The organism is Glutamicibacter sp. ZJUTW (assembly GCF_008370855.1).
Taxonomy (GTDB): Bacteria; Actinomycetota; Actinomycetes; order Actinomycetales; family Micrococcaceae; genus Glutamicibacter; species Glutamicibacter nicotianae.
The window spans coordinates 933,539-959,552 of the sequence record NZ_CP043624.1 but is presented as its reverse complement, the minus strand read 5'-3'; the positions used below and the strand labels follow the sequence as shown (position 1 = coordinate 959,552).

Genomic DNA, 26,014 nt, shown 5'->3' with positions numbered 1-26,014 from the left:
TGTGCGCGTACTGAGTAGCCACGTGGCAAACCTGCGATAGCCTGAAAGTGAGACCACCAGCGAGCTGAACGAGAAGGGTACGAATGAGTCGTCCTGCCACGAGTGGAGAACTGCAAATCGCCCGCCAGCTCTGCCCCGATCTTTCGTGGGAAGATGCGGCCGTGAATGAAGGCGGACAATTCCACAAGGTGGTCATTGGCAATCCGCAGGCGGTGATTCGCATGGCGCGCACGCCAGCGGCGACCGAACAGATGCCGCGAACCGTCGAGCTGCTGTCTTTGCTGGAAAGCCAGCTCAACTATCAGATCCCGGTGGCGGTCTCCGAGATCCTACATGTCGACGGGCTCAGCTCAGTTGCCATGTCCTTCATCCCCGGAAGCGCGCATGAGCCTCACTACGGGGATCCAAAGGTGCTGGGCCAGCTGGTGAAGGAATTGGCCGAGGTGCCGCTGGAACAGATCGGCGCTCATCTGGCCAAACCGTTTTCATTCCGTGGCGAATGGACCCAAGCCCGGCAGCAGCAATGCTTCGATGCGCTGCCCGAGGAACTTCGAGCTCCTGCAACCGCACTTTGGGATCAGCTCGATATTCTGGCGCAGGTTCCAGCGGGACTGGTGCATGGTGATTTGGCTGGCCACAACATGCACTGGATTGACGAGAAGCTGATTGGCATCTTGGATTGGGACCTCGCAGCAGCGTGGGACCCTGCCTTGAACACCGCGTACCTGAGCCTGTGGCATGGTTTGGAAATGGTGGATTTGATTGCTCCCAACTCTGAGGAAGCGCACCGGGCCAAAATCTGGTTGGGTCTCATGAGCCTTGAACGGTTATCGGATACGCTCTCGCGCTCGGACAACCCGAAGATAGGCAAGCTCATGCGCAAGATTGGTCCGCGCATCCTCACTGCAGCGCAATCAATCAATGGATAGGAAGCAATTTGGCCTGACCCGCCGATGAGCAAGCCATCTGGAGCGTAAAGAAAACCCGCCTGAATGTTGTCAGGCGGGCTCTCATGCACCGTATCGGGTGCAATGCTTGCTTAGCTCAGGGCTGCGATAGCTGCATCGTAGTCAGGCTCGGTGGTGATCTCCGGGACGATCTGGTTGTAAACAACCTTCCCGTCCTCATCCAGCACAACAACCGAACGGGCCAGCAGGCCAGCCAGTGGTCCATCGACCTGGGTGACTCCGTAGTCCGAACCGAAGTCGGAACGGAAGACCGAACCAGCGGTAACATTCTCGATGCCTTCGGCACCGCAGAAGCGGCCCAGTGCGAATGGCAGGTCAGCAGAAACACACACGACGGTGGTGTTCTCCAGGCCGGCAGCCAGTTCGTTGAAGCGACGCACGCTGGCAGCGCAAACGCCGGTATCAACCGACGGGAAAATGTTCAGGACAACGCGACGGCCAGCCAGCGATTCGCTGGTGACATCTGCAAGGCCGGTGTCGGTGAGAGTGAAAGCTGGAGCCTGCGAGCCAACGGCTGGCAGATCACCAATAGTCTGTACAGGGGTTCCCTTAAAAGCAGTATTAGCCATAGGTCTTGTCTATCATGAATGCCTAATTCGGAGCTATATTTTCAGCCTACTAGCGCAAACAAGTCGTTCAGACACTGTATCCATGCAAAACTGTGGACATGGGCCCCAACTACGATTCATACGCGGCGAAAATGCGTGCTCAAACAATGGACGGGATTGATCTGGACGTAGTTGCCCGTTTCGCGGACATGCTCTGTCCTCGTAATTCACGAATTCTCGATATCGGTTGCGGGATTGGCAATACCGTCAATGCGTTGCGTCGCTGCGGACATGATGCCTATGGCGTAGATCCAACGCCCCAAGTTCTGGATGTAGCAAAAGACCTATTCGATGGAAGCTGGTTCAGACAGTTATCAGCCGACCAGCTGAGCTTGGGTACACTCAACGAGCATTCGCTGCCGGAACAGTACGACGCCATATTGATGACCGGAAATGTGCCTGCCTTCATTTCACGTGGCGAACTGCGAAGCGTATTCGATTTTGCCGATCGGGTGATCCGTTCAAATGGAGTACTCATCGTTGGGACCACCAGCAACGCCCATGGCGGACCCACGGACCAGACCGATCTTCTCAAAGGAACCTCGCTGCAGCTCGTACATCGATTTGCGGACTGGCATTTAGGCCCCTGCGGTTCAGACTCTCTGTGGTCCGTGAGTGTGTATGCGCGGACTGCGCAACGGTCCGGGTTCGGGATGCCTGACGGAATATTCGTCTTGCCTTCCTAATGTCGTAATTCCCTTCGAAACTCTAACCGCTACCGGATTGGGCACAAGCTCTGCAACTCCGGAAATCATTTCCTGAAATCGAACGGTACTTCGTAGCCAACTACATTAAAAATCGAGATGATCGCTCTATCCCACCGGATGGCCGGATCATGTCTCCTTTGGAAGAACAGCTTCCGAGGAATCACGTAAGTCGATCAACTAGTTCGCCCGCCCGATACACGCTATGCGTCAGGTTCATTCCGGGGCGGTACGCCAGATGCGCCGCAACCGGAGCGTCAAGCACATGCAGATCTGCGCGCTTGCCGACCTCGATGGATCCCACCTGGTCGGCAACCCCGAGCGCGAGCGCCCCTCCGTAGGTTGCCGCCTCGATGGCTTCAGCCAGGGACAGGTTCATCTGGAGCACCGCCGTAGCAACGCAGAAGTTCATGTTGCTCGTATAGCTGGTCCCCGGATTGCAGTTGCTCGCCAGCGCGATTCGCACCCCTGCATCAAGCAGTTCGCGGCCCGGCGCAAGCGGCTGCCGGGTGGACAGGTCGCAGGCGGGCAAGCAGGTAGCTACCGTGCCCGGCTTGCCCGAACGCGCCGAGGCATCCCAACCGGCCCAGCTGTCGGCGAGCGCCTTGAAGTCCTCTTCATCCAGGTAATTCACGTGATCTACCGAATGGCTGCCGAATTCTACGGCCAGCTTCACTCCCGGGCCGGGGCCCAACTGGTTTCCATGGACCTTGGTCGCCAGCCCTTTGCGCTGCGCGGCTTCCAGAACCCGGCGCGATTGATCCTCGGTGAATGCACCGCGTTCGCAGAAGACGTCGACGAAGTCGACGTTGCCTGCCACCGCATCAAGCATCGGTCCGGTGACCAAATCCGTATAGGCCTCGGCAGCCCAACCAGCCGGAACCAGGTGGGCTCCAAGGAAGGTCAGTGAATCCACCAGCGGCTTGCCGAGCACGGAATGCCGAGTCTCTTCTTCCAATGTCAACCCATAGCCGGTCTTGGTTTCCATCCAGGTGGTGCCCATGGCCAGGGCTTCACGGCGGCGTTCGCCCACAACGCCGGCCAGCTCCGTGTCGGAGAGCTTCCCGGTGGCCGAGGTGGTGACCGCGATGCCTCCGGCGGCGTAGGTCTGGCCTGCCATGCGGGCCACGAATTCTTCGGCGCGGTCGCCGCCGAAAATCAGATGGCTATGGGAATCAACCCAGCCGGGCAGCACCGCACGGCCGCCCAAATCGATCTCGTGCGCCGTTGCTGGCGCCAGCGCCATGTGGCCGACCCATGCAACAATCCCATCTTCGATTAGCACCGCGGCGTCTTCCAGCACGCTGCCTTTCGAGTCAACCGTCGTCAGCTGTCCGATGTTGGTAAGCAACAAGGTTGCCATGAGCGCTCCGCCTTCGTGGTAATTCCAATCCTTCAGGCACGAGCCTACCTATGGCTTGCCGCCTGCGGGGCAGAACAAGAGGGTGCCCGTCTGAAATTTCAGACGGGCACCCTTGTGCCTTGTTTCAGGGCAGGTTTATCCCTTGGTGGCGCCTGCCAGCAAGCCGCGCACGAAGAACCGCTGCAGCGCGAAGAACACCGCCAGCGGAATGATCATCGAGATGAACGCGCCTGCGGTAAGCAGCTCCCAGGATTGCCCATAGGTACCCGAGAGGTCCTGGAGCGCCTTGGTAATCGGCAATTCCCCACCCGAGGTGAAGACGGTTGCCACCAGCAGGTCATTCCACACCCAGAGGAACTGGAAGATTCCGAAGGAAGCAATGGCCGGCATCGACAAGGGCAGGACGATTTTCGAGAAGATCTTCCCGTGCCCGGCTCCGTCAACGCGCGCGGCCTCGATGACCTCATCCGGGATCTCCGAAATGAAGTTGTGCAGCATGAAGATCGCCAAGGGCAAGGCGAAGATCGTGTGCGCAATCCAGACCTTGGCGTAGGCGCCATCCAATCCGTTGACGCCCAAGCCTGGCAGGATATACAGCCCGCCGATTTTCACCCCGTCCGAGAAGAGCTGGAGCAGCGGCACCAGCGCCATCTGGATCGGAACGATCTGCAGGGCGAAAATGAGCACGAAGAGCGTATTGCGTCCCTTGAAGTTGATCCAGGCGAACGCGTAGGCAGCCAAGCTGGCAATCAGGATCGGCACAATCGCCGCCGGAATGGTGATGACCAGCGAATTCAGGAAGGCCTTGGACAGCGGAAGGCTGTCGCCGGAGGCGAAGGCCTGCACATAGTTGTCCAGCGTGAACGACGGGTTGGACAGGGCCGTCCACCAGCCCGTGGTCTTGATGTCATCAGCCTGCCTGAAGGAGGAAACGAACAACCCGAAGGTGGGGATGGTCCACACTGCGGCAATGATGAACGCCGCAATGGTGGCGCCGCGGGAGGTCGTGGCCTTGCGCAGTTTCCCGCTGGATTTCTCGGTGGCCGCCATCAGGCGCCGAGTGGATTCGCCGACGGTGCTCATCGCATGACCCCCTGCTTCTTATGCTGCCTGACGTTGTAGATGATGATCGGCAGCACCAGGATGAACAGGATGACGGCCAGGGCCGAGCTGTAGCCGGTACGGGCCCCAAGCTGGAACTGGCGCACCATTTCGTAGGCCAGGACCGTCGTATCCGAGCGGCCGCCGGTCATCGAGGAGACGATGTCGAAGACCTTGAGCGAGGCAATGGAAATCGTGGTCAAGACAACGATGACCGTGGAGCGGATCCCCGGCAGGGTGACATTGGCGAAGCGCTGCCACGGGCTGGCTCCGTCCAGGGCCGCCGCTTCCAATTGCTCTGCCGGCACGCCCTTGATGGCCGCGGACAGGATCACCATGGCGAATCCTGCCTGTGTCCAGATCAGGATGACCACCAGGAACAACGTGTTCCACGGTTCGAGCCCGAGCCAGTCGACCGGCTTGGCGCCGAATGCCGTGATGATCGCATTGAGCACGCCGATCTGGTCGCCTTGGCGAATGTCGTAGAAGAATTTGAAGATGATTGATGCGCCCACGAAGGAAATTGCCATGGGCATGAACACGAGCAGCTTGAAGAACTTCTCGCCGCGGCTCTTGTCGATGAACACCGCATAGGCCAAGCCGATGATGGTGGAAACCACCGGCGCCACCAGAACCCAGACCAGGGTGTTGAGCAGGGCTGTCAGGCCATCGGGGCTGGTGAATACCCAGCGGAAGTTCCCTAGGCCCACGAAGCCCGACCCGTCATTGGCCATGAAGGCGCTGATGGCGGTGCGGATCGTCGGGTAGATCAACCCGATGGCAAGCAGCAGCATGGCCGGAGCCAGGAACCCTGTCAGCTGCAGCAGCGAGCCGGCACCGTGCCGCGAGCGCCGGTCCGCGAAGAACAGCACCGCGCCGAGCACGGCGGCCAGCGCGGCCACCCACATCACCGAGTTGTACAGCCCCAGGACCAGCAGGATCGCTGCCGGAACCACGACCGCGGCGAGGAAGCGCACCACGGCGAATGCGCGTCCGCCATTGGTTGCTATCTCGACAAAGCCGAGGATCGCCGCGATCAGGATCGCGAAGGCAAGCAGCACCACCGGCACCTGGATCAGCGGCGGGACGCCGGCAAGCCATTGGAAGAATTCGGTCATGGTCTCAGGCTCCTGTCATCTCGCCAACGGCCGGGATTCCCGGCCGTTGGCGGCTTGCAAGTTGGTGGCTAGGAGTCATAACCGGACTGGATGTTCTCCAGCACTTCCTCGGTCGGCTTGCCGTCGATCCAGTCCACCAGTCCCTTCCAGAAGGAGTCGGAACCCACGCTCTTGGGCATCAGATCAGACCCGTCGAAGCGGAAGGTGGTGTTCGGATCCTGCAGCAGTTCAACGGCGGAGCGCAGCAGGTCGCTGCTGGCGTTCGCTGGATCGAGCCCGGAGTTGGCCGAGATCACGCCGCCGAGCGAGACCCTGCTATTGGCCCAATCCGCGCTGGCCAGGTATTCCTGGACCTTGGCGGTCTCTTCATCGTTGGAGAAAGCTGCGACGAATTCGCCGCCGCCGACGATGGATACCGGGTCATCGGCCTTGGCTGGAGGTGCGACGAAGGCCCAGACATCTCCGTCAGGTGCCACGGTGGCCTTCTCGCCATCGGCATTCTTGGAATCGAGGACATAGCCTTCCAGGAAGGAGGCCTGGTGGGTCAGCGGGCAGGTTCCCTTGGCCACTGCCGTACCGACATCGCCGAAGGCGGTGGCGTTGATCGACTTCACATCGCCATATCCGGCATTGACTTGTTCGGGGTCGAGCAGGATCTTCCCGACGGACTCGAAGGCGCTGGTGATTTCAGGCGAGGTGAATTCCAGGTCGCCGGAAACCCACTTGTCGTAGGCCTCGGGCCCGGACTGGCGCAGCACCGCGTCCTCGATCCAGTCGGTGCCCGGCCACCCCGATGCCTCGCCTGATGCGAATCCGGCACACCAGGCCGGTTCATCGGTCTTCTTCGAGATTTCGGTGCCCAGGGCGATCATCTCATCCCAGGTTTCAGGCACGCTCACGCCCCACTGCTCGAACTGCTTGGGCGAATACCAGATGTAGCCCTTGACGCTGGCCATCAGCGGCACCCCGTACTGCACGCCATCGACCTTGCCGTAGTTCTGCCAGTCCTCGGACCAGTTGCTCTGCAGCTGTGCCTGCACTGCTTCGGGCAGCTGCTGCACCTTGCCCTGTGCCACGGTGGCGTGCAGCAGGCCGGGCTGCGGGAAGACTGCCAAATCCGGGGTGTCGCCGCCCTGGACCTTGATCCCGATCTGGGATTCGAAGTTCTTGTCTCCGGTGTAGCGGATCTTGATGCCGTTTTCCTCGGACCACTTGGCCCACGACTTTTCCAGCAGTTCCGCCTCGATGCCGGTGACCGGGCCATAGATGTCCACGACACCGTCGGCTTCGCCCACCTGGGCTGCGCCGCCTCCGGAGGCGTTGGGGTCATTGGGGTCTGCCCCGCCGGAGCAGCCGGCCAGGAGCATGCCGATAGCTGCCATCGAGATAACCGGCGCGAGCTTCAGCCTGCGTTGTGCTTTCTTCATGATGCCCTCCACGTTGACTAGTACCTTGCCGAGTGAAGCGGCCTGGCACGAATGATCCTCTCTATAGTGACGCAGGTCATCGACGCGCGTCAACACCTATGGAAGTAGATCGTCCAGAGATTGTCGTGGGGTGCTCAGCGCGGAGCCGGGCCGGTGCTGTCGCGGACCGTCATCAGCGGCGCGATAAGCTGCTGCATGGCACCCTGGGAACGGCCTTCGATTTTCTGCACCAGTGCGTCCACCGCCGCATGGGAGACCGCCTCGCCCGGTGGGGCGACCGTGGTCAGTGCCGGGGCTACCATTTCGGCCGAGCGATCGCCGACACCCAATGCAATTACCGAGAGGTCTTCTGGGATGCGCAACGACGCCATGCCAGCGGCGTTGACGAAACCGGCAGTGGCGAATTCCTTGAGCGCCAGCACCGCCGTGGGGCGCGGGTGCAGGTCCCGGTAGGCATCCAGCGCCGTCCGTCCGCCGCGCGCGTTGTTTTCCACCGGGACTTCCCGCATCGACATGCCGCGGAGGCGCGCGGCTTCAGAGATGGCGCGGGCCGTGCGGATGGCCGGACCGTTGCCGGCCTCCTGGTCTTCCACGGAGACGTTGATGTACATGATGGATTGGTGGCCGAGGTCCGCCAGGTAGTCCACCGCGATGCGCCCGGCCTGGGCGAAATCATTATCGACATAGGACAGGTCGGCATTGTCATCGGGACGGCCAATGGAAGCGAAAGGTATGCCCGCGCGCCGAAGGACATCGAAGCGCGGGTCATTGATCGATACTTCCATCAGCAGCACCCCGGCCACCAGTTTCTGCCCGACCAGGCTTTCCAATCCCATGACATCGGTCATCGGATTGGACCATAAGAGCATGTGGTAGCCCAGCGCGCGGGCACGCTCCATGGCGGCGGTGACGTATTCGAACTCGGTGGAGGAATAGCCGTCCACGCTGGTGGGAAAGTGCAGGGCAAGGATCCCCCGGCGGGATCCGGCCAGGCCCTGGGCAAAGGCATCCGGGGTGTAGTTCAGCTCCCGCATGGCCGCCAGGACCCTGGCCTTGGTCGCCTCGGAAATGGTGCGCCTGCCGCTGATCACGTAGGACACGGTACTGGGAGATACGCCGGCCAAGCGCGCCACATCATCCCTGGTAGCCATGAGCCCTCCGCCTTTGGTTATGCCAATTCGTCATCCCTATTGAAACACGGCGCCGGGCCAACCGAGCTGGTCAGCGGCTGGCGACGAAGGCCTGCACGCAAGCCTCGATGTCCTCGGCCGAATGCGCGGCGGAGAGCTGCACGCGGATGCGCGCGGCGCCCTTGGGCACCACCGGGAAGCTGAAGGCGGTCACGAAGACGCCCTGTTCCAGCATCTTGCCTGCCACCTCTGCGGCCTTGACCGCGTCGCCGAACATCACCGGGATGATGGCGTGCTCGCCGTCGAGCAGCTCGAAGCCCTCTTCGGTCATGCGGCGGCGGAAGTGCGCGGCGTTCTCGAAGAGCTTCTCGCGCAGGTCCCCGGAATCCACCACGAGGTCCAGCGCCTTGAGGGTCGCGGCGACAATCGACGGGGCCAGCGAGTTGGAGAACAGGTACGGGCGGGCCTTCTGGCGCAGCATCGCGACGATTTCGCCGCGGCCGGAGACGTAGCCGCCCGAGGCTCCTCCCAGGGCCTTGCCGAAGGTGCCGGTGTAGATGTCCACGCGGTCCGAGACCCCTGCATGCTCGGGAGTGCCGGCACCGGTGGCGCCCATGAAGCCCACCGCGTGGGAGTCGTCGACCATGACCAGCGCGTTGTACTTGTCGGCCAAATCGCAGATGGCTTCGAGCGGTGCCAGGTAGCCGTCCATGGAGAAGACGCCGTCGGTGACGATGATGGTGCGGCGTGCACCGGCCCCGTCGTTGAGCTGCGCGGCGGCCTGCAGCTGGGTTTCCAAATCGGCCATGTCCTGGTTGGCATAGCGGAAGCGCGCGGCCTTGGACAGGCGGATGCCGTCGATGATAGATGCGTGGTTCAGCGCATCGGAGATGATGGCGTCTTCCTTGCCGAACAGCGACTCGAAAACGCCGCCGTTGGCATCGAAGCAGCTGGAGAACAGGATGGTGTCGTCGGTGCCCAGGAACTTGGAGAGCTTGGCTTCCAATTCCAGGTGCAGGTCCTGGGTGCCGCAGATGAAGCGGACGGAGGCCATGCCGAAGCCGCGCTCGTCCATGGCGGACTTGGCGGCGTCGATGATCTGCTGGTTATCGGCCAGCCCCAGGTAGTTGTTGGCGCAGAAATTCAGCACCTTCCGTGCATCGTCACCCAGCGAGCCGGCCAGGATGGACGCGGACTGGGCCGAGTCGATGTGGCGTTCTGCCTTGAACAGGCCGGAGGACTTCAGCTCGTCCAGTTCGGCGGCAAGCTGGTCTTTGAGATCCGTGTACATTGCAAATACTCCTTGTTGATCCGGGAAATTCTTAGCCTGGGAAAACGGTCCAGTCGAGCACGACCTTGCCGCCGTGGCCGCTGCGGGCAGCTTCGAAGCCCTGCTGCCATTCGGTGGCCGGCAGGAAGTCGGTCACCACCGAGGCAATGCGCTCGCGCATCACTTCCGAGGAGGTGAGCATGGCGCTCATGGCGTACCAGGTCTCGAACATCTCGCGGCCGTAGATGCCGCGCAGGGTCAGCATGTGGGTGACCACCTTGCCCCAGTTGATATCGATGGAGGTGCTGGGCAGCCCGAGCATGCAGATCTTGCCGCCGTGGTTCATGTTCTCGATCATTTCCGGCAAGGCGGTCTTGTGCCCGGACATTTCCATGCCGTAGTCGAAGCCTTCGACCATGCCCAGCTGCTGCTGCGCTTCCCTGATGCGGGTGTTCGCGACGTTCACGGCCAGGTCGATGCCCATGCTCTGGGCCAGTTCCAGGCGCTGCTCGGAGACATCGGTGATGGCGATGTTGCGGGCGCCGACGTGGCGGGCCACTGCCGCGGCCATCAGGCCGATGGGGCCTGCACCGGTGATCAGCACATCCTCGCCGACCATCGGGAATTGCAGCGCGGTGTGCACGGCATTGCCGAAAGGGTCGAAGATGGCGCCGAGCAGCGGGGTGATGCGCTCGTCGCGGTGGATGTAGACGTTGCTTTCGGGGATGACCACGTATTCGGCGAAGGCGCCGTCGCGCTGCACGCCTACCGAGTCGACGTTGATGCACATCTGCTTGCGGCCCGCGCGGCAGTTGCGGCACAGCCCGCACACGACATGCCCTTCGCCGGAGACGCGGTCGCCGACCTTGACACCGTGGACGAAGCTGCCGACCTCCACGACCTCGCCATAGAATTCGTGCCCGGGAACCAGCGGGGTATTGATCATGGCCTTGGCTGCATCGTCATAGGCTTCGATGTGCAGGTCGGTGCCGCAGATGCCAGCAGTCATGACGCGGATCTTCACGTCATGGGCGCCGGTTTCCGGTTCTGGGCGGTCAACGAGTTCCAGTCCCGCGTGCGGGCCGGACTTGTACAGTGCTTTCATGCTGGTTCCTTAGGATTGTGCACCTGCTGTGCGCAAGACAGACATGGGATCGCTTCAAGTGTCGCACCCAACAGCACGCGGTAACACCTTAGAAGATCACTGATTTACTGATCCAACGATTTAGTATTTACTTCATGGAATTGCATCAGTTGAGGATTCTGCGTGAACTCGCGGATCTGGGCAGCGTCAACGCTGTCGCCAAGGCCCTTTTCGTCTCGCCTTCGGCGGTCTCGCAGCATTTGGCGCAATTGCAACGCAACTTCCCTGCGCCCCTGACCCAGAAGGACGGACGCAGGCTGGTGCTGACTGCCGAGGGAAAATTGCTGGCGTCCGCAGCGGCCTCGGTCGCTTCGACCCTGGCCGAGGTGTCAGCGAGAATCCGCACCCAGGAGCAGGAACGGGACACCCCCATCCGGATCGCCGGATTCCACTCCATCGGGCAGACCATCTTCGCCCCGCTGCTGAGCTACCCGGAAGGGCAGTTGCCGCCGCTGCGCTTTTCCGACGAGGATGTCTCGCAGCAGGATTTCCCTGCCCTGACCTCGACGTACGATCTGGTATTGGCACACCGGATGCCGCACACGGCCCCTTGGCCAGAAGACCGGATCAGCGTCATCCCGCTGGCTTTCGAACCGCTGGATGTCGCAATCCACCGGGATCATCCTCTGGCCGAATTCGAACAACTCTCCCCCGAACAGGTCATCGACGAACCATGGGTCGTTTCACGCGCAGGGTACTCACCGGCCGATGTCCTTGAAACCATCGCCGCACTGGCTGGCCAAGGCCCGCGAATCGAGCACCGGGTCAATGATTACGCCACCGCCGGCGCTCTGGTTGCAGCCAGCGGCTGCCTCGGGATCCTGCCTCGATATACCGCACGGAAATCACTGGACAGTATGGTGACTTTACGACCAATCAAAGGCCTTTCAGCCGGTCGACAAATCGACGTTCTGGTGCGTGCGGAGCACCTCCACCGTGAACCAGTCATGGACGTCATCGAGGCGATCCGGCAAACCATCCAGGGGCTTGTCGGCGCCTAGACGGGAACTTCCTTTCCACCTGCCGAAGCCGCCGCTGAATCAAACCTGGCTGCTTGAGAATCTGCAAGGAACACGTTCCGGAGTAAACCGCCGAAATATGCATGCAGGATGGCCATCGACGCGACTCCCGCAGTTAAGCTGGGGGCGTGGTTGATCAGAAACGCGGCATGGGTCCGCTGTACTTGGCAGGATTCACGACGGCCTTCGGCGCCCACGGCGTCGCTGCGGCGCTTGGCACCGAAACCGAAAATCTCGGCCTGTCTTTTGCCGCCCTCGGCCTCATCCTGGCGACCTACGACATCGCCGAGGTCATCTTGAAACCGGTCTTCGGTGCGCTGAGCGACCGGATCGGGGTGAAGCCGGTAATCGTGGGCGGACTGCTGGTGTTCGCGGCGGCCTCATTGCTCGGTGCCTTCGCCGCATCCCCGCTGCTGCTCGCGCTTGCCCGCCTGGCGCAGGGAGCCGCCGCGGCAGGCTTCTCCCCAGCCTCTTCTTCGGCCGTTGCCCGGATGGTCGGGCCGTCCATGGCTGGACGCTACTTCGGCAAATACGGGTCGTGGAAGGGGCTTGGATATGCCGGTGGTCCGCTGCTGGGAGCAGCCCTCATCACCTGGGCTGGCTTGCCGGCTCTATTCCTGGTCCTGGCAGTGCTCTCGCTGGGCGCGGCCCTGTGGACCGGCATTCGCATGCCGTCCATACCTGTGCTGCCCAAGCAGCGCTCCACCCTGGCTGACATGGTGAAGCAATCCACCGCGCCGGCCTTCCTCGGCCCGGTGCTCTTGTTGGCCGTAGCCACCGCGATTCTGGGGGCCGCGGTGGGCTTCATCCCGCTGCTGGCAGCCCGCCTCGGCGCGGACCCGATCATCGGCATGGGAGCCGTCAGCATTCTGACCGTCATCTCGGCCGTGGTTCAGCCGCGGATCGGGCGGATTCACGATACAGCCCCGCAACGGGCCAACACCCTGATGCTAGTCGGGGCGGTCCTGCTGATTGCAGCAGTGGTGCTCTTCGCGACAGTTCCGTCCGTACCGGTGATCCTGCTGGGCGCCGCGGCGATCGGTCTGGGAGTCGGCCTGATTACCCCGCTCGGATTCGCACGCCTGGCGGCATCCACGCCGCCAGAACGCATGGGCCGCACCATGGGCAGCGCCGAGCTTGGACGCGAGGTGGGAGATGCAGGTGGTCCGATCCTCGTGGGACTGGTAGCCGGTGCAGTTACCCTGCCACTGGGTCTGGGCGCGCTGGCTGTTGCCTGTACTGTGGCGGTGGCCGGCGGCGCCAGCATGATGCGTTCCACGGCTTCATCCGCGGATCGGCCGCAGAGCGCCAGCTAACCCGTTCCCGGATCCTGCAATGCCCTACAGCCACAGAAAACGACAGCGAGGTAGGGGTGCCGCGAGGACCTTTCGGCGCGTACAGTATCCGCATGAAAACCCTTGAGCTACTCACTCTGCGCGGTGCCCATGTCACCCTTGAACCGTTATCCATGGACCACCATGACGATCTGGTGCAGGCTGCCAGCGACGGCGAGTTGTGTAACCTCTGGTACACCTCGGTGCCGCGTCCGGAGAACATGCGCGAAGAAGTCGACAGGCGGCTGGCATTGCAGTCAGAGGGTTCAATGCTGGCCTTCACCACCCGGCTCAATGTTCCAGTTAGCGGGCTGCCTCACAGGAGCAAGACCCGCATCCCTGACCGAGGTCGATAATTGGACCAAGAAATCAGAAATACCAGACGTGAATGCTGAACGTGGAAGACCACGAACCTGCGCAACTAGCACCGCGAAAGTGGTTGCTTTCCCGGCCGCCAAACTGTGGGATAGCCTCACCGCAGCCACCCGGCCTGGATTCTAAGTCCTTTCGAAATCGTTGGTGACGAAGGGTTCTGCGCAATGGTGCTCGCCATGCTCAGCGAGCAGACATCCAAAGCGGATACCATCAGAAGAGCCTACCCAGATCTCGAGGCTCCTCCCCTAGCGCGTGCCGCATGTGAACATATGGGTCGGTGCAGACCGATACATATTTCCGTAATATGACCCGCTACTTCCTTTTCCCTTTCTTTGGTGGTCAAATCATCAAATACGGGAATACACATATAACGATCCACTGTGCAAAGCGGCACCTGGCGCGAATCAGCCAAATCAGTGCCACCGGCACCAATTAACCGGCCAGCACATCCAAACTTGGAATAAGTAGGAGCAGCACTGTGAAAATTGGAGTCATCGGCGCTGGCGGCGTCGGCGCATACTTCGCCGCCGCCCTGGCCAAGAGCGGATCCGAAGTACACCTACTGGCCACCGAACGACACATCGCACCCATCACCGCACACGGGATCACCGTCACCACCGGGGATGGGAGTCTCGGCTTCACCACCCCTCTGGCCAGTGTCAGCACCGCGGCAGAATCAATCGGCGCTTGCGACGCGGTCATCCTGGCCTGCAAAGCCGGGCAGGTCTCCGCAGCCATGAGCGGGGCGCACGCCTTGATCGGGCCGAACACCGCGGTCCTGCCGCTGCAAAACGGCGTCACGGCCTCCGAGCGCATCACCGAAGCGGTCGGTCCGGGCCACGCACTAGGCGGGGTCGCCATGATCATTTCCTACCTCCAGCAACCCGGCACCGTCCACCACGTCGGCGGGCAACCAGCCATCACCCTGGGCGAACTCGACGGAACAACAACAACCCGGGCCACGCAACTGGCCCACGCCTTGAACGCAGCAGGAGTCGCCACGACCGTTTCGGCCGATATCATCACCGACATGTGGCGAAAATTCATGCTCATCACCTCCTACGGCGGAGTCGGCGCACTATGCCGCCAACCGGTTGGCCAAACCCGCACCAACCCGCAAACCCGAGCCCTGGTCGAAGATGCCATGCGAGAGGTTGCTACCCTTGCCGGCCACGTCGGGGCGAAGCTGGGCGAATCGGACGTGGCCCGGATGATGGCGCAATTCGACGCCTTCAGCCCGGATAGCACCGCCTCAATGCAACGCGATCTGGCCGCAGGGCGTTCCTCGGAACTCGAGGAGCAAAACGGTACTGTCGTCCGGCTGGCTCAACATCACGCAGTCCCGGTTCCCATCCACCGCACCATCTACCGCGCGATGACCCTGCTCGACGGAGCAGCCCTACACCCCTCGGCCTAGCGGCTCTTGTCTTTTGGGGGATGCACTGTGGTTTCGCCAGCACTGCCCCGGTCAGGGTTCCGCTTGCAGACGGCGAGCCGATGCTGGAATGCATGCCTGATTTGACCTGATTGCGCCTCTCCGCAGTGCTGAGCGTCTTCGATAGACGCCGGTGAGAAGATCTGGAAGAGTTGCAGCATGGAAAACACCTGGCTGCTCGTTGTTCTAATTCTCGTTATTCTCTTCGCGAGCATAAGTATCATTGGTGCGCTGAATCGGATAAGGAATGCGAGCGAAAAGGCCCTTGCGCTCCTTGAAGAACAATTCGCGCGGCAAGGTACGGGGAAAGCGTCCCAGTAACACTTCTTCGTTCACAACGTGCCTGGAAGATCCAAGCCTGAGATGCTGCCCGTGGCTGTTTGAGGGCATGGGCAGCATCCAGGTTGCTGTCATCAAATCAGCCGTTGAAGGTCTCCGGATGCGGGCCGGTGCGGCCTTCGCTATCCAGCGCGTCAATTGATGCCAATTCCGCGGCGGACAGCTCGAAGCCGAACAGATCCAGGTTCGCAGCGATGCGTGATTCAGTCACAGACTTCGGGATGATCACCCGGCCCTGCTGCAAGTGCCAGCGCAGGATCACCTGGGCGGCGGTCACCTGATGGGCCTGCGCGATCGCCAGGATGGTCTCATCGGTGAGCACGGCACCCTGAGCCAGGGGGCTCCAGGCTTCGGTGGCAATGCCATGCTGCGCATTGGCCGCAATCACCTCGCGGTTCTGCAACGCCGGATGCAACTCCACCTGGTTCACGGCAGGAACGATCGTTCCCTCATCGATCAGCTTCTCCAGCTGCGCCGGCTGAAAGTTCGACACGCCGATGGCGCGGATCTTCTTCTCTGCATACAGCTTCTCCAGCGCCTTCCACGTCTCAACGTAGAGATTCTTTTCCGGGGCTGGCCAGTGAATCAGGAACAGGTCGAGGTAGTCCAGGCCCAAGCGCTCAAGGCTTGCCTCGAAGGCTTCCATAGTCGGTTCGTACCCCATGTCGGCGATCCAGACCTTGGAGGTGATGAACAGTTCGTCACGAGCAATTCCAGACTCGGCCAAAGCCTTGCCGACACCCTCTTCGTTGCCGTAAATCGCGGCCGTATCGATGCTGCGGTAGCCAGCCTTGAGAGCTGACCTCACTGCGTCGGTGGTTTCCTGGTTGGGGACCTGGAAGACGCCAAATCCTACTTGGGGCATTTCTACGCCGTTGTTCAGGGTGATGGTTGGAATGGCGGTAACCATGCCTAGCTCCTAAAAATTAGTTGTGGGAGAGGGGAAAACTGCGGATTAGCCGGCTGCGACCAGCTGGGGCGATGCGACTGAAGCCTTCTTGGCCAAGATCATGGCCAGAACGATAACGAGCAACGCAACGAGGGTGATCAGTGCACCAATCCAGATCGGAGAGGTGTATCCGAGTCCTGCCGCGATGCCGAGTCCTCCGGCCCATGCACCTAGGGCGTTGCCAACATTGAAGGCACCGATGTTGGCGCCTGAGGCCAAGGTGGGCGCGTCGCCGGCGTAATGCATGATGCGGCTTTGCAGGCCAGGAACGGTGCCGAAGCCGAAACCGCCCATGAACAGCAAAGCGAGTACGGTGGCGACCTGATTGCCTGCAAAGAATCCGAAGAGGACAAGCACCACCAGCAGCGCGGAGATGAAGAAGAGCAGTGTGCGGTCGATGCTCTTATCGGCCATGCGCCCGCCGATCCAGTTGCCTGCGAAGAGGCCAACTCCGAAGAGCATCAGCAGCCAAGGCACGGTGGTTGCGTTGAATCCGGTAATTTCGGTCAAGGTGTAGGCGATGTAGGTGAAGGCACCGAACATGCCGCCGTAGCCCAGGATGGTGACGCCCAGGGACAGCCAGACCTGCAGCGAGGTGAATGCGCCAATTTCCTGGCGCAGCGAGATTCCCTCGGCGACGTGCCTGATGGCCGGAACCAGTGCAAGAATCCCAACGAGCGCCAGAACGCCGATGCCGGAGATTGCCCAGAAGGTCGAGCGCCACCCTGAGTGCTGGCCGAGCAGGGTTCCAAAGGGTACGCCCAAAACGTTGGCTGCGGTCAGGCCAGTGAACATGATGGCAATGGCGCCGGCCTGCTTGTTGGCCGGCACCATGTCGGCAGCTACAACCGAGCCGATGCCGAAGAAGGCACCATGGCACAAGGCGGCAATCACCCTGCCGAGCATGGCCACTTCATAAGTTGAAGCGATTGCGGTGAGCGAGTTGCCAACGATAAACAAGACCAGCAGGCCGACAAGCACCGGCTTGCGCGGCAAGCGGATGGTTGCCGCTGTAAGCCCCAATGCACCAACCACAACGCTGAGTGCGTATCCGGAAATGAGCCAACCAGCTGCTGCCTCGCTGACGGCGAAGTCGGCGGCCACATCTGGCAACAAGCCCATGATGACAAATTCAGTAAGCCCGATGCCGAAGGCACCGATGGCTAACGCAATAAGGCCGAGCGGCATAGCGATACTCCTGATAGACTGGACAAATTAGTTGCACACGCTTGTTATTGCGCGATAGTCAATATCGTTGCACACGCAACTAATAGGCGCAAGCAAGTATTTGTTGGAGGAACCATGGGAATCGCAGATGATGCTGTCGAAATCCGTGCTCGCGGATGGCGCACTTTGGCGTCATTGCACGGATTAATCGATGCCGCACTGGAAAAGGATCTGACTGCCCAGGTCGGCCTTTCTGTGGTCGAGTACACATTATTGGACGCCTTGAATCGGCAGGATGGGTGGCATATGCGCATGGCTCAGCTCGCCCGCGCCACCGCCTTGAGCCCGAGTGCAACCACGCGCTTGGTCACCCGGCTCGAAGACCGCAACCTGCTTTCGCGAGTTCTGTGCGCCGATGACCGTCGTGGAATCTATACCGAGCTGACCCCCGCAGGCCACGAGCTGTATCAAAAAGCCAAGCCCATTCACGATGCCACGTTGGAACGCGTACTGAAACAGGCCGAAGAACAGCCTGAGCTGGCGCCGCTGGCCCGCATTCTTCACGAATTCTCCGCAGTCTAGCGAATCGCACATTTGAAGGAAGAGCCAGCCATGTCCTTGTCGCGTCCAAAATTCTCCGCCGCCCTGTTCGATTGCGATGGCGTGTTGGTCGATTCCGAATCCATCACCAACGCAGTGCTCCGCGAAATGCTCATTGAGTTGGGATGGAACATCAGCCAGGAAGAATGCATCAGCATCTTCATCGGCAAGGCCCTGAAAGACCAGTGGGAACCCATCTTTGTGAATACGGGTGTACGAATTGATGAGCAGTGGATCGCTGCCTTCAGGCAGCGTCGAGATATTGCCCTACGTGAAGGCTTGCAGGCCATACCTGGTGCCCTGGATGCAGTGAAACACATCTCCGCAAACTACAACGGCATAATTGCATGCGCCACAGGAGCTGACCGCGGAAAAGTCGAGATGCAGTTGTCCCTGACGAAAATGGCACCATTCTTCGGCGAGCATGTTTACAGCGGCATGGAGTGCGCGCGGAGCAAACCTGCTCCGGATGTCTATCTGGCAGCGGCTGCTGGCTTGGGAATCGATCCGAGCCAGGCAGCGGTCATCGAGGACACTGTCACCGGCGTAACTGCAGGCGTCGCGGCCGGAGCTACGGTCTTCGGCTACTGCCCAGGCGGACCTATCAGCAGCACCAGGGAAAACCTCTTGGCCGCGGGGGCCACCGCCGTGTTCACGGACATGGCTCAGTTGCCAGGACTTCTCACCCAGAATTAACTGAGCTCATGCCTCCCAGACCCGGACATCACTTCAACCCAGCCCCACGGTTCTCGAGCGAAGTCGTTGCTGCGGCACGAGCGCCAGCTCAACCACGCGAACGGAATCGAACACTCGGCTCAAAATCACGTTCTTGATAACTGGTCAAGGCTTGGCTCTGTAGCCGTTGTCAGTTATCTATTTCTATTCTCATACTTGCCCCGTGCATGGTCCCGCGAGAACCAGTGAATGCATGAAGAGCTCCTCTCAATTCCGAAAATGCGTACTGTTGGCCACCGGTAAACCCTCTCGGCATTCGAATGCCGTTCAAACCAGCAAGTTCGTGTTCCGTAACCCGCCAATTCACGACGGCCGTGCCGTTGTCGTCGAAATTGGGGTATTCAATATAGATACCCCATGGTGTTACCCGGGCGTCATATCCGTGTTCACCCACCAAGTAATCAACGTACTTTTGGCGCTTGCTGGTCTCCATGAATCAAGTCTAAGGAAACACTCCTGCGGCGTTGTCGAAGACCTCCGATTATGAATCCTACGATTGACGTTGAAATCGTTCTATCGTCAAAAGGACCGATCAGGATTCCTAAGGTCATTTGGAACTCAGCTGACGGACTGAGACAGGTCGGATGGATCTGGAGTGCGCCTACACGGAACTACCCAAGAGTGAGTTCAGGGTCTCCCGCCCAACTATGCCCAGAAGATCGTCGGCGCCTAGATTTGCGGTCATCATGGCGTAGCGCAGACCCCAGCCTCGCGCTCGCCTCCACGTTGGGCTTCCCACCGCGATGCCGTATGCCTCGAAGGCTTGGCCGATGCCCGCGGAACTGAAATGCATCCAGCACATGCCTAGATCTGATGCCGGGTCGCCGACGCATAAGTCACCGTAGTCAATCAGAGAAACGGTCAGGGATGGCTCTTCGCCGTCTACAACAGTGTTGGATGGATGCGGATCTCCGTGCAGCCACACTGGGCTGCCCTCGTACACCTCCGCATCCAGCGCTTCCTGCCAAAGTTCCAATGCCGCCCTCTGAAACGACGGGTCCAAGGTTGAGATTTGCACTCGAGTCCGCTCATCAACTTGGGACAATGCGCAGCCTCGGAAGTCGCTTCGTGGTTCCGTCGAGTTTGCGATTTGATGGATGGCTCTCAGCAAACGAGCAAACTCCTGCACGTATTCATCGCGTTCCTGCCGATTGAGCCGAGCTGCACTTATGCCCGGAACGTAGGGGCAGATCGAAAAGGTAAAGGGATAACTGGAAGTGGGACGGCCTTCAAAGATCGCCAGGTCGATGTCCACCCCGGAGTCGTGTGCCAGCTGAGGGAGCCAGCGTCGCTCCTTGACTCCGATGTCCTCCCCCAGCTGTCGCCGGGGCAAACGAATCAGCAGGGATTCTCCGAGACGATAGACTTCGTTATCCCAACCGGTAGCCAGGTAACTGATCTTTTCATGGTCCCATTGCGGAGCTTGTGCTGCAATCAACTCGCGCACCAATGCCAGATCAATGGACACTTCAGCCTCGGGCATGGCTGTCTTCTTAACCGGTGGCAGGTTCATCGCTCAATCGTAATCGTCCTCATTCGCAGGCCTCAACCTTGTTCTTCAGGCCGATCTGCCCAAAATCACGCAGAGTCAGGCGCAAATCGAATTCAACCAGCACTTGGGGCATCTGGAAATTACCCGGGACGTGCTGGTCCTCCCCGCTTCTTGAAACCCTGGGCGTAGAACTCAGATTTACACATCGTTCCAGTCGAAGGCGGTCGTTTCTCCTGACTCCCAGTCCTGGCGGAGAATGGCGTAGGCGACCGAAGCCAATCGTAAGCCGTCTTCAGCTGGCCAGCCCATCCGGTAGTGGGCTTCCTTGAGGAAGCCGGACTTCAGGAACACCTTGCGCATCGCAATGTTGTCTTCCCGGGTTTGCCCTTCGAAGCGCACAGTCTCCGGGTTCTCATTGAAGACCTTGGTGCACAGTTCCTTCAGTATCTGCGTACCCAATCCTTGCCCCCGATAAGCCTCCGCAAGGCGGAGGTCGAACATCGGGGTGTCGTCTTCCAGATCTTCAAGAACAACCATGCCCAGGCAATCGCCATTGCCCATGATCCAGAAACCTTGGCTCTCGCTGTTCCAATATCTTCCGCCATCAACCAGTGCCCGCAGCTCCGTCTGCGTCCAGTCTCGACGGACATGGAAAGGGAACTTGTTGCCGAGCAGAAATGTGACAATGCCATCGCTGTCTTCAGGACCCAACGGCGTGAACGAGATATTCATGGCCCAAGCCTATCCAAAACGGCGTTGCCTTCGGCCGACCACCGTGGCAACTTCGTATTGCTCGAACCAGGGGACCCGGAGCGGCACAGGGATGGCTATGCGGCTTTCCTGTTCATAGAAACGTAGCGCGAAAAGCCAGCACGTTTCGTGAACCTGGCCGGGCGCGAATCCGACTCGCTAAAACCGAGCTTGCGGTACAGCGACAACGCAGCGACATTGGTGTCCTTGATATCGCGGAGCACGAATTCATCGAACGGCAGGGCCAGCAGGTGCTTCATCAACTCCGTGGCCACCCCACGGCCTTGGTATTGGGGTGCGGTAGTCACGAATCCGATTTCCGCCAGTCCGGGCCGAGCCCCCTTGAAAGCTCCCAGGAACTGCGTGCGGACGATGAAATAACTGATCAGCCCGTGCCACGTTCCGAGATGGCGCTGGAATTCGCTCCGGTCCGGCGTGAAGCACTCCTGATCGGCTTCGGTGAGGCTCGCGATGGCGGCGGGAACCCCGTCCACCAGCGCCACATAAAAACGTTCCGGGATGATCATGTGGGCAAACGCCCGCGCCAACGTTTCCTGATTCTTCGAAAAATAGGCGAAGTCCTCGGCGAAACCGCCGACGAGCACCGCGGCAATGTCCGATGGCTGAAATCCGGCCAGTGCATCAACCCGTTTAATTTCGATCATTGCGATTCCTTCAGCCTCGGTCAGCTCAATGCATTCGACTCAGCCCCCGGAGGGGCCTGTGCATGTGCTTACGCATACTCTAGCGAACCCGGAGTCCGGGTTCGACCTCTCCGAATCCATCCGCGTGCAGCCGCCAAGCCGCATTCGGCTTGATAACCAGCACTCGGCTTCCCGGCAGTGCCGTGATGCCGGCCCTTCGGCCAGCTTCGATGCAGTGCATGCAGGGAGCCGATGACGAAGAAGCCCAAACGAGACAGCGGCGGCCCGTACTCCCCACCGGGAATACGGGCCGCCGCTGCAAGAATGCGGACCTTACAGGCCCAGTTTCTCCATCACGATCTCGCGAACGCGGCCGGCATCGGCCTGTCCGCGGGTGGCCTTCATGACAGGGCCCATCAGCGCACCGATGGCCTGCATCTTGCCGCCCTTGATCTTCTCGACCACATCAGGCATGGCGGCCATGGCGTCATCCACAGCCTTGCCCAGGGCATCATCGTCATTCACCACAGCCAAGCCGCGCTTCTCGACGATTTCGCTTGGGGTGCCTTCGCCGGCGATGACGAATTCAAGCACCTGGCGGGCGATCTTGTCGTTGATCTTCTTGCCCTCGATCAACGAGTTCAGCTCGACGATGGTTTGAGGGGTGACGCCCAGATCAGCGATCTCCTTGTCCGCGGCCTTGGCCAGGCGCGCGATCTCGCCCATCCACCACTTGCGGGCCACGGCAGCGCTTGCGCCGGCAGCCACGGTGGCTTCGATCTCGTCGAGCACACCCGCGTTGACCACGTCGCGGAATTCCTTGTCCGCGTAGCCCCACTCGGCCTTCAGGCGCTTGCGGCGCTCGGCTGGAGGCTCCGGCAGGCGTGAGCGCAGCTCTTCGACCCACTCGGCGGTGGTAACGATCGGCACCAGGTCAGGCTCCGGGAAGTAGCGGTAGTCATCGGCGTCCGACTTCGGGCGGCCCGAGGTGGTGGAGCGGGTGTCCTCATGCCAGTGGCGGGTTTCCTGGACAATCTTGGCCCCGGAATCCAGCACTGCAGCGTGGCGCTCGATCTCGAAACGCACTGCATGCTCCACAGCGCGCAGGGAGTTCACGTTCTTGGTCTCGGTACGGGTGCCGAACTTGTCCGCGTCCTTTGGCATCAGCGACACGTTGGCGTCGCAGCGCACGTTGCCGCGTTCCATCTTCGCATCCGAGACGCCCAGGTTCTTCACGATCTCGCGGATCGCCGCCACATAGGCGCGGGCCAGCTCCGGGGCGCGCTTGCCGGCGCCCACGATCGGCTTGGTGACGATTTCCACCAGCGGCACGCCGGCGCGGTTGTAGTCCACCAGCGAGTAGTCGGCGCCCTGGATGCGGCCTGCGGCGCCGCCCATGTGGGTCAGCTTTCCGGCGTCCTCCTCCATGTGGGCGCGCTCGATCTCCACGCGGAAGACCTCGCCGTCCTCCAGCTCGATATCCAGCCAGCCGTCGTGGGCGATCGGGTCATCGTACTGGGAGGTCTGGAAGTTCTTCGGGGTGTCCGGGTAGAAGTAGTTCTTCCGGGCGAAGCCGCACTTCTCGGCAATCTGGCAATTCAAGGCCAGGCCGATCAGGATGGAGTACTCCACGGCGGTCTTGTTGACCACTGGCAGCACGCCGGGCAGGCCCAGGTCCACCGGGGTGACGTTGGTGTTCGGCTCGTCGCCGAAGGCGTTCGGGGCGTCGGAGAACATCTTGGTCTTGGTGTTCAGCTCGACGTGGACCTCGAAGCCCAGGACCGGGTCGTAGCGGTCCAGCGCCGTATCGAAGTCGACCAGTTCATCGGTGTAGTTGCTCATGGTGCCTAGGCCTCCTGCGCGATCGAAGCGGTGTCAATGGCTGGTGCCTGCGAGATCAGCGAGTGGCCCCACTGCTTTTCGAGCAGCGCTTCCAGCGCCGCGCCGGCACGGTACAAGCGGGCGTCCTCGTAGGCCGGAGCCAGGAACTGGATGCCCACCGGCAGGTTCTCGGACAGGCCGCCAGGCACGGTGATGCCCGGGACGCCGGCGAGGTTGGCCGGGATGGTGGCCACGTCGTTGAGGTACATGGCCAGCGGGTCGTTGTCGTTCGCGCCCAGCTCGAAAGCCACGGTCGGCGCGGTCGGCGAGACCAGCACGTCTGCCTGCTCGAAGGCGGCGTCGAAGTCGCGCTGGATCAGCGTGCGGACCTTCTGCGCCGAGCCGTAGTAGGCGTCGTAGTAGCCGGCGGACAGCGCATAGGTGCCCAGGATGATGCGGCGCTTGACTTCGTCGCCGAAGCCTGCGGCGCGGGTGGCGCCCATGACGCGCTCGATGGTCATCGGGCCGTCTTCCGGCAGCACGCGCTTTCCGTAGCGCACCCCGTCGAACTTGGCCAGGTTGGAGGAGACCTCCGAAGGCATGATCAGGTAGTAGGCGCCCAGCGCGTACTTGAAGTTCGGGCAAGAGACCTCGACGATCTCGGCGCCGGCAGCCTTGAGCAGTTCCAGCGATTCGTTGAAGCGCGCCTGCACGCCTTCCTGGTAGCCCTCGCCGGTCAATTCCTTGATGACGCCGATGCGCAGGCCCTCCAGGTCCCCGGCGGCGCCGGATTCGGCGGCGGCCACCAGGCCTTCAAGGGCGTTCGGCAGCGAGGTGGAATCCTTCGGGTCGTGCCCGCCGATCAGTTCCTGCAGGTAGGCCGAGTCCAGCACGGTACGGGAGACCGGGCCGATCTGGTCCAGCGAGGAGGCCATGGCGATCGCGCCGTAGCGCGAGACAGCACCGTAGGTCGGCTTCACGCCGACGGTGCCGGTGACGGCGCCTGGCTGGCGGATGGAGCCGCCGGTGTCGGTGCCCAGGGCCAGCGGTGCCTCGAAGGAGGCCACGGCTGCGGCCGAGCCGCCGCCGGAACCGCCCGGAATGCGGTTCAGGTCCCACGGGTTGCGGGTCACGCCGTAGGCGGAGTGCTCGGTGGAGGAACCCATGGCGAATTCGTCCAGGTTGGTCTTGCCCAGCATCGGCAGCTTGGCGGCGCGGATCTTCTCGATCACGGTCGCGTCGTACGGGCTCATCCAGCCCTCGAGCATCTTCGATGCCGCGGTGGTGGGCTGGCCCTTGGTGACGATCAGGTCCTTGATGGCGATCGGCACGCCGGCCAGCGGGTGCAGGGCTTCGGCTCCGGCACCGCCGGCGGCGCGGATCGCGTCCACCTCGGCGGCCACGGCGAGCGCCTCGTCGGCGTTCACGTGCAGGAAGGCGTTCAGGGTGCCGTCGACTTCGGCGATGCGGTCAAGGTGGGCCTGCACGGCTTCGACGGAGGTCACCTCGCCGGCGCGCAGCTTGGCTGCCAGCTCGGTGGCGGAAAGCTTGATCAGTTCATTCACTGGGATTATTCACCATCCAGAATTGCCGGGACCTTGAAGCGGTCCGAGTCCGAATCAGGCGCGTTGAGCAGAACTTCCTCGATGCTCAGCGTCTGCCCCACCGTATCTTCGCGCAACACGTTGGTCAGCGGGATCGGGTGGCTGGTGGCTGGGACGTCGGAGGCGGCGACTTCGCTGACGGACGCGATGGCACCGACGATAGCGTCGAGTTCACCGGTCATTTTGTCCAGCTCCGCGTCGCTCATCTCGATGTGGGCAAGGTGTGCCAGATGCACAACGTCCTCACGGCTGATGGCAGACATGTATCTCCCTAGAATGGCGGTTGGGTTTCATAGACAAGTCTATCCCTTGCGCGCCGGGCCCGAGGCATTATTCCGGGGCCTTCATTATGCTGTGCGCAATACCAAACCGCTCAGATCCTGCCCGAGGGCGTTCTCCCAGAACCCGATCACCCCTGCTTCGGCTGGTTCGCCGGCCACCGGCTTGCGGATGATCTCCGCCTGCTTGCCGGCGGTCTGCCCGCTGACTCGGATCCGCGGATCGTCGGTGAAGGATTCGGTGCGGTGCTGCGGCACCGCGTTCCCGGCCAGCAGCTCGCGGGCCTGGGCGAGGAAGACGGGATCGCCGGCGGCATCGTAGACGTAGCGCAGGCCCAGGATCGCGTGCTCGCTGGTGCCCAGCAGGTGCTGCTCCGCGCCTTCGATAGGGGCATCTCGATAGGTCAATGGAACGTGGTAGACCACGTCGGAGGTGTCGGCGTGGTCGGCGTAGAAGCTCAGCTCGATGCCGACCTCGCCCTGCGGGTCTTCGAGGCGGAATCCGCCGATGTTCTCAAGTTTCGGGGCGCCCTGGCCGGTGTAGAACTCCTGCTTGGCCAGCCAGGCGGTCACCAGCTCGGTCTTCGTTGGAGACATGGTGGTGTTGTAGACGATTCCCATGAGCATAGTCTGTCAACA

Annotated in this window: 26 protein-coding genes and 1 pseudogene; 8 read left to right on the top strand and 19 right to left on the bottom strand. The window is 61.4% G+C overall.

Annotated elements, in window-relative coordinates:
- The first annotated feature begins 83 nt into the window (after positions 1 to 83).
- Positions 84 to 929, top strand: a complete 846-nt coding sequence (locus F0M17_RS04510) for a phosphotransferase family protein (protein WP_149596529.1) — start codon at positions 84 to 86, stop codon at positions 927 to 929.
- A gap of 110 nt (positions 930 to 1,039) precedes the next feature.
- Here F0M17_RS04510 and tpx read toward each other — a convergent pair whose 3' ends face one another.
- Positions 1,040 to 1,537, bottom strand: a complete 498-nt coding sequence (gene tpx, locus F0M17_RS04505) for a thiol peroxidase (protein WP_066139500.1) — start codon at positions 1,535 to 1,537, stop codon at positions 1,040 to 1,042.
- Positions 1,538 to 1,635: 98 nt separating this feature from the next.
- Between tpx and F0M17_RS04500 the strand changes: the two genes are divergently transcribed.
- A complete protein-coding gene (locus tag F0M17_RS04500; protein ID WP_149596528.1) occupies positions 1,636 to 2,262 on the top strand; it encodes a bifunctional 2-polyprenyl-6-hydroxyphenol methylase/3-demethylubiquinol 3-O-methyltransferase UbiG in 627 nt (208 codons plus the stop codon).
- A gap of 181 nt (positions 2,263 to 2,443) precedes the next feature.
- Here the strand turns inward: F0M17_RS04500 and hutI are convergent, their stop codons facing one another.
- From hutI to tdh, 7 genes are all read right to left on the bottom strand, one after another.
- Positions 2,444 to 3,643, bottom strand: coding sequence for an imidazolonepropionase (gene hutI, locus F0M17_RS04495; protein WP_149596527.1), 1,200 nt, complete (start codon positions 3,641 to 3,643; stop codon positions 2,444 to 2,446).
- A 135-nt stretch (positions 3,644 to 3,778) separates the two neighbouring features.
- Positions 3,779 to 4,726 carry a carbohydrate ABC transporter permease gene (locus F0M17_RS04490; protein WP_038989785.1) on the bottom strand — a complete coding sequence of 316 codons (948 nt, stop codon included), beginning with the start codon at positions 4,724 to 4,726 and terminating at the stop codon, positions 3,779 to 3,781.
- Positions 4,723 to 5,862 carry a carbohydrate ABC transporter permease gene (locus tag F0M17_RS04485; RefSeq protein ID WP_038989787.1) on the bottom strand — a complete coding sequence of 380 codons (1,140 nt, stop codon included), beginning with the start codon at positions 5,860 to 5,862 and terminating at the stop codon, positions 4,723 to 4,725. The genes F0M17_RS04490 and F0M17_RS04485 overlap by 4 nt, the downstream gene beginning before the upstream one ends.
- Positions 5,863 to 5,930: 68 nt before the next feature.
- Positions 5,931 to 7,289, bottom strand: a complete 1,359-nt coding sequence (locus F0M17_RS04480) for an ABC transporter substrate-binding protein (protein ID WP_121867771.1) — start codon at positions 7,287 to 7,289, stop codon at positions 5,931 to 5,933.
- Between the two features lie 134 nt (positions 7,290 to 7,423).
- A complete protein-coding gene (locus F0M17_RS04475) occupies positions 7,424 to 8,440 on the bottom strand; it encodes a LacI family DNA-binding transcriptional regulator (RefSeq protein WP_149596526.1) in 1,017 nt (338 codons plus the stop codon).
- Between the two features lie 70 nt (positions 8,441 to 8,510).
- Positions 8,511 to 9,710 (bottom strand): glycine C-acetyltransferase, encoded by a 1,200-nt coding sequence (locus F0M17_RS04470; protein WP_149596525.1) that lies wholly within the window; start codon positions 9,708 to 9,710, stop codon positions 8,511 to 8,513.
- Positions 9,711 to 9,741: 31 nt separating this feature from the next.
- Positions 9,742 to 10,794, bottom strand: coding sequence for an L-threonine 3-dehydrogenase (gene tdh, locus F0M17_RS04465; RefSeq protein WP_038989792.1), 1,053 nt, complete (start codon positions 10,792 to 10,794; stop codon positions 9,742 to 9,744).
- Between the two features lie 134 nt (positions 10,795 to 10,928).
- Here tdh and F0M17_RS04460 point away from each other — a divergent pair, with 134 nt between their 5' ends.
- From F0M17_RS04460 to F0M17_RS04445, 4 genes and pseudogenes are all read left to right on the top strand, one after another.
- Positions 10,929 to 11,834 (top strand): LysR family transcriptional regulator, encoded by a 906-nt coding sequence (locus F0M17_RS04460; protein WP_149596524.1) that lies wholly within the window; start codon positions 10,929 to 10,931, stop codon positions 11,832 to 11,834.
- Positions 11,835 to 11,980: 146 nt separating this feature from the next.
- The gene (locus F0M17_RS04455; protein ID WP_246857132.1) at positions 11,981 to 13,168 is read left to right on the top strand and encodes an MFS transporter; all 1,188 of its coding nucleotides are present in this window, start codon (positions 11,981 to 11,983) and stop codon (positions 13,166 to 13,168) included.
- A 92-nt stretch (positions 13,169 to 13,260) separates the two neighbouring features.
- Positions 13,261 to 13,509, top strand: a pseudogene (locus F0M17_RS04450) (N-acetyltransferase); the annotation flags it as partial.
- 530 nt (positions 13,510 to 14,039) lie between these two features.
- The gene (locus F0M17_RS04445) at positions 14,040 to 14,978 is read left to right on the top strand and encodes a ketopantoate reductase family protein (protein ID WP_168201952.1); all 939 of its coding nucleotides are present in this window, start codon (positions 14,040 to 14,042) and stop codon (positions 14,976 to 14,978) included.
- Between the two features lie 204 nt (positions 14,979 to 15,182).
- On the opposite strand, the gene F0M17_RS17415 is transcribed toward F0M17_RS04445, so the two are convergent.
- From F0M17_RS17415 to F0M17_RS04435, 3 genes are read right to left on the bottom strand one after another with little or no spacing between them, the layout of a single operon-like run.
- Complete coding sequence (locus F0M17_RS17415) at positions 15,183 to 15,410, bottom strand: hypothetical protein (protein WP_168201951.1); 228 nt, start codon at positions 15,408 to 15,410, stop codon at positions 15,183 to 15,185.
- Between the two features lie 4 nt (positions 15,411 to 15,414).
- A complete protein-coding gene (locus F0M17_RS04440; protein ID WP_149596522.1) occupies positions 15,415 to 16,245 on the bottom strand; it encodes an aldo/keto reductase in 831 nt (276 codons plus the stop codon).
- A gap of 45 nt (positions 16,246 to 16,290) precedes the next feature.
- Entirely contained in the window at positions 16,291 to 17,472 is a 1,182-nt protein-coding gene (locus tag F0M17_RS04435; RefSeq protein ID WP_149596521.1) for an MFS transporter, read from the bottom strand.
- A 114-nt stretch (positions 17,473 to 17,586) separates the two neighbouring features.
- Between F0M17_RS04435 and F0M17_RS04430 the strand changes: the two genes are divergently transcribed.
- Complete coding sequence (locus F0M17_RS04430; protein WP_038989796.1) at positions 17,587 to 18,033, top strand: MarR family winged helix-turn-helix transcriptional regulator; 447 nt, start codon at positions 17,587 to 17,589, stop codon at positions 18,031 to 18,033.
- A 30-nt stretch (positions 18,034 to 18,063) separates the two neighbouring features.
- Complete coding sequence (locus F0M17_RS04425; RefSeq protein WP_038989797.1) at positions 18,064 to 18,747, top strand: HAD family phosphatase; 684 nt, start codon at positions 18,064 to 18,066, stop codon at positions 18,745 to 18,747.
- 169 nt (positions 18,748 to 18,916) lie between these two features.
- Here F0M17_RS04425 and F0M17_RS04420 read toward each other — a convergent pair whose 3' ends face one another.
- The 8 genes from F0M17_RS04420 to F0M17_RS04385 form a co-directional block, all read right to left on the bottom strand.
- Positions 18,917 to 19,219, bottom strand: a complete 303-nt coding sequence (locus F0M17_RS04420) for a hypothetical protein (protein ID WP_149596520.1) — start codon at positions 19,217 to 19,219, stop codon at positions 18,917 to 18,919.
- A 168-nt stretch (positions 19,220 to 19,387) separates the two neighbouring features.
- Positions 19,388 to 20,269: an aminoglycoside phosphotransferase family protein gene (locus tag F0M17_RS04415; RefSeq protein ID WP_038989799.1), complete on the bottom strand. Its 882-nt coding sequence runs from the start codon at positions 20,267 to 20,269 to the stop codon at positions 19,388 to 19,390.
- 207 nt (positions 20,270 to 20,476) lie between these two features.
- The gene (locus F0M17_RS04410; RefSeq protein WP_149596518.1) at positions 20,477 to 21,010 is read right to left on the bottom strand and encodes a GNAT family N-acetyltransferase; all 534 of its coding nucleotides are present in this window, start codon (positions 21,008 to 21,010) and stop codon (positions 20,477 to 20,479) included.
- Between the two features lie 95 nt (positions 21,011 to 21,105).
- Complete coding sequence (locus F0M17_RS04405) at positions 21,106 to 21,693, bottom strand: GNAT family N-acetyltransferase (protein WP_149596517.1); 588 nt, start codon at positions 21,691 to 21,693, stop codon at positions 21,106 to 21,108.
- 312 nt (positions 21,694 to 22,005) lie between these two features.
- Positions 22,006 to 23,514 (bottom strand): Asp-tRNA(Asn)/Glu-tRNA(Gln) amidotransferase subunit GatB, encoded by a 1,509-nt coding sequence (gatB, locus tag F0M17_RS04400; RefSeq protein ID WP_149596516.1) that lies wholly within the window; start codon positions 23,512 to 23,514, stop codon positions 22,006 to 22,008.
- A 5-nt stretch (positions 23,515 to 23,519) separates the two neighbouring features.
- Positions 23,520 to 25,058: an Asp-tRNA(Asn)/Glu-tRNA(Gln) amidotransferase subunit GatA gene (gatA, locus tag F0M17_RS04395; RefSeq protein WP_371737254.1), complete on the bottom strand. Its 1,539-nt coding sequence runs from the start codon at positions 25,056 to 25,058 to the stop codon at positions 23,520 to 23,522.
- A gap of 5 nt (positions 25,059 to 25,063) precedes the next feature.
- Positions 25,064 to 25,360, bottom strand: a complete 297-nt coding sequence (gene gatC / locus F0M17_RS04390) for an Asp-tRNA(Asn)/Glu-tRNA(Gln) amidotransferase subunit GatC (RefSeq protein WP_038989805.1) — start codon at positions 25,358 to 25,360, stop codon at positions 25,064 to 25,066.
- An 84-nt stretch (positions 25,361 to 25,444) separates the two neighbouring features.
- A complete protein-coding gene (locus F0M17_RS04385; RefSeq protein WP_149596515.1) occupies positions 25,445 to 25,996 on the bottom strand; it encodes a 1,4-alpha-glucan branching protein in 552 nt (183 codons plus the stop codon).
- Positions 25,997 to 26,014 lie beyond the last annotated feature (18 nt).